Here is an 11914-nt window from a genome sequence, read left to right on the forward strand (position 1 = left end):
TGGAAGAGCGTCTTCAAGGTGTATTTCCATAAGGGCTGAATCATTCGCGACAGGCTTCACCCCTGCCCCACCCCGAATTCAGATCTACCCATCCGCTACTGCCATGAACGGCCGTGCCTCGTTATCATGTGCCCTCGCGCGGATTCAAGCGTCTACGCTTCAACCCGATTGCCCCCTCGCTATTCTTTTTCCGTCGTAACCGTGGATCTATGCCCATGCCAGACGCTTCGAGCGCTGCCCCTCAACGTCCTATGGCTGTCACGCTGCAGGTTGTTTCCATCGTGCTGTTCACCTTCATCGGCTACCTAAACATCGGTATCCCGCTGGCCGTATTGCCCGGTTATGTGCACACCGACCTTGGCTTCGGCGCGGTCGCCGCCGGGCTGGTGATCAGCGTGCAATACCTCGCGACCCTGCTCAGCCGCCCCTACGCCGGGCGCATCATTGACACCCGGGGCCCGAAGAAAGCAGTGATCATCGGCCTGTTCGGGTGCGGGTTGAGCGGCGTGTTCATGCTCCTCGCCGACTGGCTCGACGCCTGGCCGATGGTCAGCCTGATCAGCTTGTTCGTGGGCCGGCTGGTGCTTGGCAGTGCAGAGAGCCTGGTTGGCTCCGGCTCGATCGGCTGGGGCATCGGCCGCGTTGGCGCCGCCAATACGGCCAAAGTGATTTCATGGAACGGCATCGCCAGTTATGGCGCACTGGCCATCGGCGCGCCGGTGGGTGTTTTGCTGGTCAACGCGCTGGGGCTGTGGAGCATGGGCGTCAGCATCATGCTGCTGGCAGCGCTGGGTATTTCCCTGGCCTGGAAGAAAACCCCGGCGCCGCTGGTGCATGGGGAGCGGTTGCCCTTCCTTCACGTGCTCGGCCGCGTGCTGCCCCACGGCACCGGGCTGGCGCTGGGTTCGATCGGCTTCGGCACCATCGCGACCTTCATCACCCTGTATTACGCCAGCCACACCTGGCCGAATGCGGTGTTGTGCCTGAGCCTGTTCGGCGCCTGCTTCATCGGCGCACGCCTGCTGTTCGGCAACCTGATCAACCGCATCGGCGGCTTCCGCGTGGCGATTGCCTGCCTGTCAGTGGAGACGTTGGGGTTGCTGCTGCTGTGGCTGGCGCCCAACCCGAATCTGGCGCTGGCCGGTGCGGCGCTGACTGGCTTCGGCTTCTCGCTGGTGTTCCCGGCGCTCGGCGTCGAAGCAGTCAATCTGGTGCCGCCCGCCAGTCGCGGTGCGGCAGTCGGGGCTTATTCGCTGTTCATCGACCTGTCGCTGGGGATAACCGGACCGGTGGCGGGCGCCGTGGCGGCAGGTTTTGGCTTTGCGTCGATCTTCCTGTTCGCCGCGCTGGCTTCACTGAGCGGGCTGGGGCTGAGCGTCTACCTGTACAAGCACGCGAAGAGAACGCGAGAAAAGCCGGTCGCCAGCTGATCCCGTAAACGCTGCTCAAAAATCGACCTTGCCCCGTCCTGCCTTGATCGACCCGCGCTTGGTCTTCGACTCCAGCCGGCGGGTCTTCGAGCCCAGGGTCGGCTTGGTCGGCCGGCGCTTCTTCTCGACCTTACCCGCACTAATGATCAGCTCGCTCAGGCGTTCCAGCGCATCGGCCCGGTTCTGTTCCTGCGTCCGGTATTGCTGCGCCTTGATGACCAGCACGCCGTCGCTGGTGATGCGGCTGTCACGCAGCGCCAGCAGGCGTTCCTTGTAGAACGGCGGCAACGACGAGGCATTGATGTCGAAGCGCAGGTGCATGGCGCTGGACACCTTGTTGACGTTCTGACCACCCGCACCCTGGGCACGGATGGCGGTCAGCTCGACGTCGCTGTCCGGCAGATGGATGTTGTTGGAAATGATCAGCATGGCAACCTGTGTCCTGGTTCGAAGCCGCCGCGACGTCACCGGCGGCTCTCGCCTTATTTAATGATCGACGTCCGCTGGGCCATTGACTCGCTATCGGCCCGACGCTTGTTCTTGATCAGGTAGAACACCCACATCGCCGCCAGCCAGACCGGGATCGCGTAGACCGAAATCCGGATGCCGGGAATCATCAGCATGATCCCGAGAATCAGCACCACAAACGCCAGACAGACGTAGTTGCCGTACGGGTACCACAGCGCCTTGAACAGCGGCTGCTGGCCGACCCGGGTCAGGTGCTGGCGGAACTTGAGGTGCGAATAGCTGATCATCGCCCAGTTGATCACCAGCGTGGCGACCACCAGCGACATCAGCAGCTCAAGGGCATTTTGCGGCATCAGGTAGTTGAGCAGCACGGCAATCAGCGTCACCGCCGCCGACACCAGAATCGCCCGCACCGGAACTCCCCGACCATCGACCCGCGCCAGTGACTGCGGCGCATCGCCCTGCTCGGCCATGCCAAACAGCATGCGCGCGTTGCAATAGGTGCCGCTGTTGTAGACCGACAAGGCCGCCGTCAGCACGACGAAGTTCAGAATGTGCGCCGCTGTCGTGCTGCCCAGCATCGAGAACACATGCACGAACGGGCTGCCGCTGTAGGCATCGCCGGAGGCATTGAGGTCAATCAGCAAGGCGTCCCATGGCGTCAGCGACAGCAGCACCACCAGCGAGCCGATGTAAAAAATCAGAATCCGGTAAATGACCTGATTGATCGCCTTGGGAATGATGGTCTGCGGCTGGTCCGCTTCCGCAGCGGTGAAGCCGAGCATCTCAAGGCCACCGAACGAGAACATGATGAACGCCAGGGCCATGACCAGGCCGCTCACGCCATGGGGGAAGAAGCCGCCCCGATCCCACAGGTTGCTGACCGACGCTTGCGGGCCACCCTCGCCGCTCACCAGCAGATAACTGCCCAGGGCAATCATCCCCAGAATCGCCACGACCTTGATGATCGCGAACCAGAATTCGGCCTCGCCAAAGACTTTTACGTTGGCCAGGTTGATGACGTTGATCATCACGAAGAACACCGCGGCCGAGGCCCACGCCGGGACTTCCGGCCACCAGTACTGGATGTATTTGCCAACGGCGGTCAGCTCTGACATGCCCACCAGAATGTACAGGACCCAGCAGTTCCAGCCCGACAGGAAACCGGCAAAGCCGCCCCAGTATTTGTGGGCGAAATGGCTGAACGACCCGGCCACCGGCTCTTCGACGATCATTTCGCCGAGCTGGCGCATGATCATGAAGGCGATGAAGCCGCAGACGGCGTAGCCAAGGATCATCGACGGGCCAGCGGACTTCAGCACCCCTGCCGAGCCCAGGAACAGACCCGTGCCAATCGCGCCACCGAGGGCGATCAGCTGGATGTGACGGTTCTTCAGACCACGCTTCAAGTCACCCGAATGGGACATGTTTTCACTCATTGGCAAACCACCTTGGCGCGCTTGTCTGTGACGGAATCGAACCCGACGCGCTCATGACGCGGCGGAGGGAAACGGAGTGGGTAACCCCGAGGGATTGGCGTCCATACGCCGGTGGATCACAGAAAAAACGGGCGCGCATTGTACACCGCTCACACCGGATTGCGCGGAAGAGTAGGACCGGCTTTAGCCGGGAATCTGTTATTGACTGGGCTCTCAATCACTCTGCCGACACAATTCTGTCGCAAAAATAATTCCCCGAAATCGAAAGCTCCCTAACGTTGTTTTCGCAGGAAGTTTCGATAATTCCGGCGAAATGCCAGCATTTATCTCCCATTTTTTATTTTGCAACACTCCGGTTATTGCACTAGTTTTTTCAGTGCTTGCTGGCCACGAAGGTCAGTGTGCTTCCATGACGAGGACCCGGGGCTCAGCCCTCTCGTCCTCGCTGCATTCGGCAAGTACGTCATTCTCAGGAGATTCACCTATGCAAACAGTTGAACTGGCTCTGGAAGAAGAACTGCAATTGGACGATTGGTTTGAAGCACCGACTCATGATGCCGCTGTGGAAATGATGCAGGCTGACGCCGTCGTGCCGTTTGGCACCGCGATGTGGCCGTTCTAAAACAGCTGAAGGGCGAACGTGGCTAACGCGTTCGCCCTCTTGTTTTAAGCATTCGGAGCGGAGCGCACTATGGATAACAGCAGCGCAATCGAACATTTCCTGTATTACCTGCAACGCCACCCCGCCGTCACCGGCATGAACACTCCCCAAGTACTACTGGCTCATACCCCGGAATACCGCCGCATCGTCAATGGCATCATCGAAAGCGCTACGGCGCGGGATTTCTTCCGGTTCAGCACTATGCCGCTGGACACGTCTCCTATCAGCGAACTGACCGAAGCCATCACCGATTCCGATCTCTTCGTCTTGTTCTACGATTCCTCAACGCTGCCCAATCCTCGCGCGGAGGGGCCACCGTTCATTCGCCAGTTGCAGGAGTTGATGTCGGCGCAGTGGAAGAAGTCTCTGCTGTTCAAAGATTACGGCGACTATTTCTACGACGCCTTCAGCGTTGAGCCCGAGCGCATCGCGCAGCTGAATGCGGCACTGATCGACACCATGAACCAAGGCGAGACCCTCAGCTTCAGCGACGATCACGGTTCATATTTTGAGGCCCCGCTGCGCGAGCTGAAGAAATGGACCAACATCAACGGCGTCGGCAACTACGACCTGGCCCCCGGTGAGATCGCCACCCACAGCGAATCCATCAACGGTCATGTGCGGTTCCTCGGCACCTTTCTCAGCACCATCCCTTTCGCGCGCAAGTACGGGATCATCGAATCCCCACTGGAACTGTGGATCGAGAACTCCGTGGTGACCCGCATCGCTACTGAGGTACCGGGGCTGGAGCACGACTTCAATAAATACCTGGACGCCAATCCCTCGAACCGTCGAATCGAGGAACTGGGGATCGGCACCAACGAAGGCGTCAGTCAGCTGTACGCGCGCAACGCAGGGTTCGAAGAGCGCCACTGCGGGCTGCACCTGGGCTTGGGCGGCGGCGCCAAGGGCAGCCATCACATGGACCTGATCTTCAACAGCGGCTCACTGGCCGTGGACAAGCGCGTGGTGTTCGACGGGACCGCCTACGTCGTCTGACTCCCAAGCGGGCATAAAAAACGCCAGTCTCTCGACTGGCGTTTTTCGTAGTGCAGACCGCTGTCAGTGTTTCACAACGGCATTACTCAGGCTTGCGGCGACCGAAGCCCGGACGCTGACCGGAGCCGCTTGGCGGGCCGCGGCGTTTGCCGGACGGGGTCTTGTCGTCCACCAGACCGATGCCGGGGCGCGAAGGCTTCGGCTTGGCAGGACGCTTGTTCATGTCGCTCGGACGTTCCGCCACCGGCGTGCCACGACCGCTTTCGCTGCGGGCGCTGTCGCCACGTGGATTGCCGCCACGGGCAGTGTCGCCACGACCACCGATGGCCGGACGCGGCGTGCGCGCCGGACGACCGCTTTCGGCAGGTTTGCGCGCCGGGCGCTCGCCATCAGCCAGACGCGGCTCGCGGGCCGGACGATCCGGGGACACCGCATCCTTGGCCGGACGAACCTGACGCACGCGCTCGCCTTTGCCCAAAGGACGGGATGACTGACGCTGCAAACGTTCCAGCTTGTCTTTGGTCTTGGCGGTCATCTGCGGCATCGCGACCGGCGTCAGGCCGACCTCGGCGCTGAGGATGTCCACTTCCTGCTGACTCATTTCGCGCCAGCGACCCATCGGCAGATCGGAATTGAGGAACACCGGACCGAAACGCACGCGCTTCAGGCGGCTGACCACCAACCCCTGGGATTCCCACAACCGGCGAACTTCACGGTTGCGGCCTTCCATGACCACGCAGTGGTACCAGTGGTTGAAGCCTTCGCCACCCGGCGCCTGCTGAATGTCGGTGAAACGCGCCGGGCCGTCTTCCAGCACCACGCCAGCCTTCAGGCGCGCCAGCATGTCGTCGTCGACTTCACCACGGACGCGCACGGCGTACTCGCGGTCCATTTCGAACGAGGGGTGCATCAGGCGGTTGGCCAGTTCACCGTCGGTGGTGAACATCAGCAGGCCGGTGGTGTTGATGTCCAGACGACCGATGTTGATCCAGCGGCCTTCTTTCGGGCGCGGCAGGCGATCAAATACAGTCGGACGGCCTTCAGGGTCGTCACGGGTGCAGATTTCACCGTCGGGCTTGTTGTACATGACGACGCGGCGAACGGTCTCGGCGGCTTCTTCGCGGCGGATCACGCGACCGTCGACCGTGATGGCGTCGTGCAGGTCGACGCGCTGACCGAGCGTGGCCTGAACACCGTTGACCTTGATGCGGCCTTCGCCGATCCAGGCTTCAACGTCGCGACGGGAACCGACGCCAATGCGCGCCAGGACCTTCTGCAGTTTTTCGCCTGCTGGGCCGATCTCTTTGTCTTGCTTGTCTTGTTCACTCATCTGGGCACCTCCCGGTGTGTCGAATCAGGGCATGCGCGAGTGGGCATGGCCTGTGGCCCGGCTCTCTGGACGAGAGCGGCTCCGGATCAGAACAACTCTGAAGCGGAACGGGCAGAAAACTGAAATCCCTGGCGCGTGTGGATCGCCAAAAGGTCGCGAATCATACGCGCCTGACGCGCGTTGCGCATCAGAGAGTAGATGAAAAATTCAGGCTCACTTCTTTTTCCGCCGACTGGCGCCCTTGAGTTTGATCAGCCGCAGAGCCGACTCGGCGAGCACCGAGCGCTTTTCGTCCTTCTCCATCTTCTTCCAGGACTTGATTTCGCGCTTGCTGCGACCGCAGCCGAGGCAAATTTCTTCGTCGAATTTGCAGAGGCTGATGCAGGGGTTTTTGGTGCTCATGGGTTCGCCTGAGTGAGGAATTGGGCGCTGCGGACATTTCCGCCACAGCCATCGTCACCGCGGATCTTCATCGTCCTGCGGCGGTTCTTCCAATTCAGACTCTTTATCGGCCTCATCGAGCAATAAATCGTCGAAGTCGATTTTCAGGCCCTGCTCCATGGTGTCGAGCTCGGCCAGCAGGCTGCGGAAACTGGTCTCATCCCGGGGCGCTTCGGGCTCGGCGTCAGCATCGAGCGACAGACTGGCGTCGGCCAACGCTTGCAAATGCGCGGGCACCGGCGCGTCGTCGAATTCCAGCACCGGCTCGGTTTCCATCTCGCGCAGGTCGGCCAGCGGTGGCAGTTCATCGAGGTTTTTCAGGTTGAAGTGATCAAGAAAAGCTTTGGTGGTGGCGAACATTGCCGGCTTGCCGGGTACGTCACGGTAGCCGACGATTCTGATCCACTCGCGCTCCATCAAGGTCTTGACGATGTTGGTATTGACCGCGACGCCACGCACGTCCTCGATCTCGCCACGGGTGATCGGCTGGCGATACGCGATCAGCGCCATGGTTTCCAGCAGGGCCCGCGAATAACGCTGGGGCCGCTCTTCCCACAAGCGCCCGACCCACGGCGCGAACTTCTCGCGGATCTGCAAGCGATAGCCGGTGGCAACTTCTTTGAGCTCAAAGGCGCGGTTATCGCAGGATTTGGCCAGCAGCGTCAGGGCCTTCTTGAAGACCGGAGGTTCGGGCCGCTCTCCCTCTTCGAACAGCTCATAGAGGCGCTCCAGGGACTGCGGTTTTCCGGAGGCAAGCAGAAACGCTTCGAGCAACGGCGCCAGATCGCGGGGTTCATTCAGGTTCATTGATCAGCTCTTGCTCTTTATTCGGCTCGCGCCCGCACATGAATAACGGCGAAGGCTTCGTTTTGCACCAGCTCCACCAGTTGCTCCTTGACCAGTTCCAGCACGGCCATGAACGTCACCACCACGCCCAGCCGCCCCTCTTCTGCCGTAAACAGCTCGGCAAAGGGCACGAACCCCGCGCCTTTCAAGCGCTCCAGCACATCACTCATGCGCTCGCGGGTGGACAGCGCCTCGCGGCTGACCTGGTGGCTTTCAAACATGTCGCCACGACGCAATACGTCGGCCATCGACATCAACAGCTCTTCGAGGGCGACATCCGGCAGTAACTTGCGCACCCGCGCTTCGGGCGCCTCAAGCCTGGGTATAAAGACATCACGGCCCACGCGAGACAGCTGGTCGATGCCTTCAGCTGCCGCCTTGAACCGCTCGTATTGCTGCAAGCGGCGAATCAGCTCGGCGCGAGGGTCACCCTCTTCTTCCTCGGCCATTTCCGAGCGCGGCAGCAACATACGCGATTTGATCTCGGCAAGCATGGCCGCCATGACCAGATACTCGGCGGCGAGCTCCAGACGCACGGTTTTCATCAGCTCGACGTAACCCATGTACTGACGGGTGATTTCCGCCACAGGGATGTCGAGGATGTTGATGTTCTGCTTGCGAATCAGGTAAAGCAGCAGGTCCAGCGGGCCTTCGAAGGCTTCGAGGAACACTTCCAGCGCATCCGGCGGGATGTACAGATCGACCGGCATCTGCGTGACGGCCTGACCGTAGACCATGGCAAACGGCAGCTCTTGCTGAGCGCCGGCCTGCGGGTCGATGTGAGCGTCGGTCTGAACATCCAGCGTTTGCGCCTGGGTCACTCGACTTCGACCCCGAACGGCGTCGGATCGCCGCAACCCACGCGCACCACCTGCGGCTCGCCATCGGTCAGGTTGACCACGGTCGAGGCCGAAATGCCGCCCTCGCCTGCGTCGATGATCAGGTCCACCTGATGCTCGAGAATCCCGCGCATCTCGTAAGGGTCACTCATCGGAATGGTCTCGCCGGGCAGGATCAAGCTGACGCTCATCAGCGGCTCGCCCAGTTCCTGCAACAGCGCCTGCGCAATGGGATGACCCGGCACGCGCAAACCAATGGTCCGCCGCTTGGGGTGCAGGACCAGACGCGGCACGTCACGGGTGGCGCCGAGGATGAAGGTGTACGGCCCCGGCGTGTGCGCCTTGAGCACGCGAAACGCCGCCGTGTCGACCTTGGCGAATAACCCGAGCTGGGAAAGGTCGCTGCACATCAGCGTGAAGTTGTGTTTGTCATCGAGTTGACGCAGGCGACGGATGCGCTCGACGGCGGTCTTGTCGCCCATCTGGCAACCCAATGCGTAGGACGAATCGGTGGGATACACCACCAGACCGCCCGCCCGGATGATTTCCACGGCCTGCTTGATCAGGCGCGCTTGCGGATTCTCCGGGTGGACCTGGAAAAATTGACTCACGGTAATTTCCTGTTCAGACGGCAGTAGGCTGGTCATGTTTGAACCGACACCAAAGGGGGGGCAGGTCTTCGGGCAATGGGCGATAAACGCCGATTTCAGACCATGCGCCTGGGGCATGAAAATCACTGCCGGCACTGACCAGCAGACCGAACTCACGGGCCAGAATCGCCAGACTGCCGACCTGATCGGCAGGCTGCAGGCCGTTGACCACTTCTATTGCGTGGCCGCCGGCCTGGATGAAGTCAGCGACCAGCTTGCGACGCTTGCTGCGGGTGAAATCGTAATGCGAAGGGTGCGCAAGGCTGATCCAGGCTCCGGCGGCGCGCAGGGTCGCCACCGTTTCCTCAAGGGTCGGCCAGTGTTGCTTGACGTCGCCCAGTTTGCCCGCACCGAGCCATTTGCGGAACGCTTCGGCGCGGTCTTTGACGAACCCCTGATTAACCAGAAAGTCGGCAAAATGCGGTCGGGCCGGCGCATTGCCGCTGTCGCCCAGTGCCTGCTGCACTGCGCGCGCACCTTCGAGCGCGCCGGGCATACCTTTCATCGCCAACTTGCGGCTTATTTCTTCGGCCCGCAACCAGCGTCCGGTGTGCAATTGCTCGACGGCTTCACGCAATTGCGGGGCATCCACATCGAATGCATAGCCCAGCACATGAATGGTGGCACCGCCCCAAGTACAGGACAGTTCGATGCCATCGATCAGCTGCATACCCAGCGCAACCGCCGCAGTACGGGCTTCAGCCAGGCCTTCGAGGGTGTCGTGATCGGTCAGCGCGAGGATTTTCACGCCGTGCTCATGGGCACGCGCGACGAGTACCGCGGGCGCAAGGGCGCCATCGGAAGCGGTACTGTGGCAGTGCAGATCGACGTTCATAGGGGCGCTTTCGCAGTCATTGATGTTTGTTATTATGCCGTCACATCCAGCTTCTGGCTCTTACTGTGAAACAATTCATCGACTTCATCCCGCTCATCCTGTTCTTCATCGTTTACAAAATCAGCCCGCAAGCCGTCGATGTCCTTGGCCACAGCTTCATGGTAGGCGGGATTTACAGCGCCACCGCGATGCTGATCGCCAGTTCCCTGGTGGTCTACGGCGTCCTTTATTTCCGGCAGGGCAAACTGGAAAAGAGTCAGTGGCTGACGCTGATTGCCTGTCTGGTCTTCGGTAGCCTGACCCTGGCTTTCCACAGCGAAACCTTCCTGAAGTGGAAAGCCCCGGTGGTCAACTGGGTCTTCGCGCTGATCTTTGCCGGCAGCCACTTCATTGGCGACCGTCTGTTGATTCAACGCATCATGGGCCACGCGCTCACACTGCCGCAGGCGGTCTGGACCAAGCTGAATATTGCCTGGATCGTGTTCTTCCTGTTCTGCGGCGCGGCCAATCTCTATGTGGCGTTTACCTATCAAGAATTCTGGGTCGACTTCAAGGTGTTCGGCAGCCTGGGCATGACCCTGCTGTTCCTGGTGGGCCAAGGCATCTACCTGGCTCGCCACATCCATGACGCCGACCCGTCCACCCAGCCTTCAAACAAAAAAACGAGGACTGACATGCTCTACGCAATCGTGGCAACCGACGTCGCCAACTCGCTGGAAAAACGCCTGGCCGCGCGCCCTGCGCACCTTGATCGCCTGAACGCAATGAAGGCCGAAGGCCGCATCGTTCTCGCCGGTCCGATGCCAGCGGTGGACAGCATCGACCCGGGCACTGCAGGTTTTACCGGCAGCCTGATCGTCGCGGAATTCGAGTCCCTCAAGGACGCCCAGGCCTGGGCTGATGCCGATCCGTACGTTGCAGCCGGTGTCTACGCCGGCGTGGTCGTCAAACCGTTCAAGCAAGTCCTGCCCTGATAGGCCTGACCAGCGCCCGGCTCCGTACATGAGCCGGACCGCCTTCAACCCGCTTTACATTGCTCACCCTTCGCACTGGCCTGCCGATAAGTTGCTAGAACCAAGAGCTTTGACTGCGGCTCAAAGAGGCACGGGCGGTCATGCCTTTGCGGGTATTGATCGAACAACAACGGTTTGTCGCGAGGGGCCGCGCAACAAGGGTGGCCCTTCAGCGCGGTATCTTTGCCAGCGGCCGGCGTAGACGTCGTCGGCAACGGCTAAATTGAGTGAGTCATGAGCGAGCTGCTACTTATTGATGATGACCAGGAGCTGTGTGAGCTCCTGAGCAGTTGGTTGAGTCAGGAAGGGTTCGCCGTGCGCGCCTGCCACGATGGCCAGAGCGCGCGCAAGGCGCTCGCCGAATCCGCACCCGCTGCGGTGGTGCTGGACGTGATGCTGCCCGACGGCAGCGGTCTGGAACTGCTCAAACAATTGCGCACCGATCACCCCGACCTCCCCGTGCTGATGCTGTCCGCTCGCGGCGAACCGCTGGACCGCATCCTCGGTCTGGAACTGGGTGCCGACGATTACCTGGCCAAGCCCTGCGATCCCCGTGAACTGACAGCGCGTCTGCGCGCGGTATTGCGCCGCAGCCATCCGACGGCGGTCTCGTCGCAGATCGAGCTGGGCGACCTGTGCTTCAGCCCGGCGCGCGGGGTGGTCACGATTGATGAGCAGGAATTCACCCTGACCGTGTCCGAAGCGCGTCTGCTTGAGGCTTTGCTCGGCCAGCCCGGCGAGCCGCTCGAGAAGCAGGAGCTGGCGCAACTGGCCCTGGGTCGCAAGCTGACGCTCTACGACCGCAGCCTTGATATGCACGTCAGCAACCTGCGCAAGAAGATCGGCCCCCACGCCGACGGCCGCCCGCGCATAGTGGCCCTGCGCAGCCGTGGGTATTATTACAGCCTCTGACGAGGGAGTTGGGAGCGTAAGCCTCAAGCTGCAAGCTGCAAGCTGCAAGCA

General features: G+C 61.2%; 13 protein-coding genes and 1 pseudogene. 6 read left to right on the forward strand and 8 right to left on the reverse strand.

Translation table 11 applies throughout. From position 1 onward, the window contains the following. The first annotated feature begins 215 nt into the window (after window positions 1-215). On the forward strand, window positions 216-1430 hold the full coding sequence (locus AC07VF_RS21745) for an MFS transporter (RefSeq protein ID WP_346625435.1): 1215 nt from the start codon (window positions 216-218) through the stop codon (window positions 1428-1430). 15 nt (window positions 1431-1445) lie between these two features. On the opposite strand, the gene arfB is transcribed toward AC07VF_RS21745, so the two are convergent. Then, window positions 1446-1859 (reverse strand): alternative ribosome rescue aminoacyl-tRNA hydrolase ArfB, encoded by a 414-nt coding sequence (gene arfB / locus AC07VF_RS21750; protein WP_065986956.1) that lies wholly within the window; start codon window positions 1857-1859, stop codon window positions 1446-1448. Window positions 1860-1912: 53 nt separating this feature from the next. Next, complete coding sequence (locus AC07VF_RS21755; protein WP_495010075.1) at window positions 1913-3337, reverse strand: amino acid permease; 1425 nt, start codon at window positions 3335-3337, stop codon at window positions 1913-1915. Between the two features lie 484 nt (window positions 3338-3821). Here AC07VF_RS21755 and AC07VF_RS21760 point away from each other — a divergent pair, with 484 nt between their 5' ends. Together AC07VF_RS21760 and AC07VF_RS21765 are read left to right on the forward strand one after the other, a co-directional pair. After that, a complete protein-coding gene (locus AC07VF_RS21760; RefSeq protein ID WP_163022139.1) occupies window positions 3822-3959 on the forward strand; it encodes a hypothetical protein in 138 nt (45 codons plus the stop codon). A 69-nt stretch (window positions 3960-4028) separates the two neighbouring features. Further along, window positions 4029-4997, forward strand: coding sequence for a CgnE/CgnB domain-containing protein (locus tag AC07VF_RS21765; protein ID WP_495010074.1), 969 nt, complete (start codon window positions 4029-4031; stop codon window positions 4995-4997). Window positions 4998-5079: 82 nt separating this feature from the next. Here the strand turns inward: AC07VF_RS21765 and rluB are convergent, their stop codons facing one another. The 6 genes from rluB to AC07VF_RS21795 all read right to left on the reverse strand — a co-directional run bounded on the left by rluB (window position 5080) and on the right by AC07VF_RS21795 (window position 9938). After that, window positions 5080-6327: a 23S rRNA pseudouridine(2605) synthase RluB gene (rluB, locus tag AC07VF_RS21770; RefSeq protein WP_192170986.1), complete on the reverse strand. Its 1248-nt coding sequence runs from the start codon at window positions 6325-6327 to the stop codon at window positions 5080-5082. 213 nt (window positions 6328-6540) lie between these two features. Beyond that, entirely contained in the window at window positions 6541-6729 is a 189-nt protein-coding gene (locus tag AC07VF_RS21775; protein WP_163022138.1) for a DUF1289 domain-containing protein, read from the reverse strand. Between the two features lie 54 nt (window positions 6730-6783). Next, window positions 6784-7575, reverse strand: coding sequence for an SMC-Scp complex subunit ScpB (gene scpB / locus AC07VF_RS21780; protein WP_282371077.1), 792 nt, complete (start codon window positions 7573-7575; stop codon window positions 6784-6786). 17 nt (window positions 7576-7592) lie between these two features. Continuing rightward, entirely contained in the window at window positions 7593-8351 is a 759-nt protein-coding gene (locus tag AC07VF_RS21785; protein ID WP_495010078.1) for a segregation and condensation protein A, read from the reverse strand. A gap of 80 nt (window positions 8352-8431) precedes the next feature. Further along, on the reverse strand, window positions 8432-9064 hold the full coding sequence (locus AC07VF_RS21790; protein WP_192170984.1) for an L-threonylcarbamoyladenylate synthase: 633 nt from the start codon (window positions 9062-9064) through the stop codon (window positions 8432-8434). 13 nt (window positions 9065-9077) lie between these two features. Further along, window positions 9078-9938, reverse strand: a complete 861-nt coding sequence (locus AC07VF_RS21795; RefSeq protein WP_346631117.1) for a PHP domain-containing protein — start codon at window positions 9936-9938, stop codon at window positions 9078-9080. 65 nt (window positions 9939-10003) lie between these two features. On the opposite strand from AC07VF_RS21795, the pseudogene AC07VF_RS21800 reads away from it, so the two are divergent. The 3 genes and pseudogenes from AC07VF_RS21800 to AC07VF_RS21810 all read left to right on the forward strand — a co-directional run. Continuing rightward, a pseudogene (locus tag AC07VF_RS21800) lies at window positions 10004-10582 on the forward strand (septation protein A); the annotation flags it as partial. A 30-nt stretch (window positions 10583-10612) separates the two neighbouring features. Next, window positions 10613-10912, forward strand: coding sequence for a YciI family protein (locus AC07VF_RS21805; RefSeq protein WP_192170981.1), 300 nt, complete (start codon window positions 10613-10615; stop codon window positions 10910-10912). Between the two features lie 273 nt (window positions 10913-11185). Further along, window positions 11186-11863 carry a response regulator transcription factor gene (locus AC07VF_RS21810; protein ID WP_074890298.1) on the forward strand — a complete coding sequence of 226 codons (678 nt, stop codon included), beginning with the start codon at window positions 11186-11188 and terminating at the stop codon, window positions 11861-11863. Window positions 11864-11914 lie beyond the last annotated feature (51 nt).

The organism is Pseudomonas sp. GW821-FHT02H06 (assembly GCF_059421525.1).

Bases quoted from the DNA above. Each gene is read 5' to 3' on its own strand.
- AC07VF_RS21775 (WP_163022138.1), bottom strand. From the start codon at position 6,729: ATGAGCACCAAAAACCCCTGCATCAGCCTCTGCAAATTCGACGAAGAA.
- AC07VF_RS21810 (WP_074890298.1), top strand. From the start codon at position 11,186: ATGAGCGAGCTGCTACTTATTGATGATGACCAGGAGCTGTGTGAGCTC.
- AC07VF_RS21765 (WP_495010074.1), top strand. From the start codon at position 4,029: ATGGATAACAGCAGCGCAATCGAACATTTCCTGTATTACCTGCAACGC.
- arfB (WP_065986956.1), bottom strand. From the start codon at position 1,859: ATGCTGATCATTTCCAACAACATCCATCTGCCGGACAGCGACGTCGAG.
- AC07VF_RS21755 (WP_495010075.1), bottom strand. From the start codon at position 3,337: ATGAGTGAAAACATGTCCCATTCGGGTGACTTGAAGCGTGGTCTGAAG.
- AC07VF_RS21805 (WP_192170981.1), top strand. From the start codon at position 10,613: ATGCTCTACGCAATCGTGGCAACCGACGTCGCCAACTCGCTGGAAAAA.
- rluB (WP_192170986.1), bottom strand. From the start codon at position 6,327: ATGAGTGAACAAGACAAGCAAGACAAAGAGATCGGCCCAGCAGGCGAA.
- AC07VF_RS21745 (WP_346625435.1), top strand. From the start codon at position 216: ATGCCAGACGCTTCGAGCGCTGCCCCTCAACGTCCTATGGCTGTCACG.
- AC07VF_RS21760 (WP_163022139.1), top strand. From the start codon at position 3,822: ATGCAAACAGTTGAACTGGCTCTGGAAGAAGAACTGCAATTGGACGAT.
- scpB (WP_282371077.1), bottom strand. From the start codon at position 7,575: ATGAACCTGAATGAACCCCGCGATCTGGCGCCGTTGCTCGAAGCGTTT.
- AC07VF_RS21785 (WP_495010078.1), bottom strand. From the start codon at position 8,351: ATGGTCTACGGTCAGGCCGTCACGCAGATGCCGGTCGATCTGTACATC.
- AC07VF_RS21795 (WP_346631117.1), bottom strand. From the start codon at position 9,938: ATGAACGTCGATCTGCACTGCCACAGTACCGCTTCCGATGGCGCCCTT.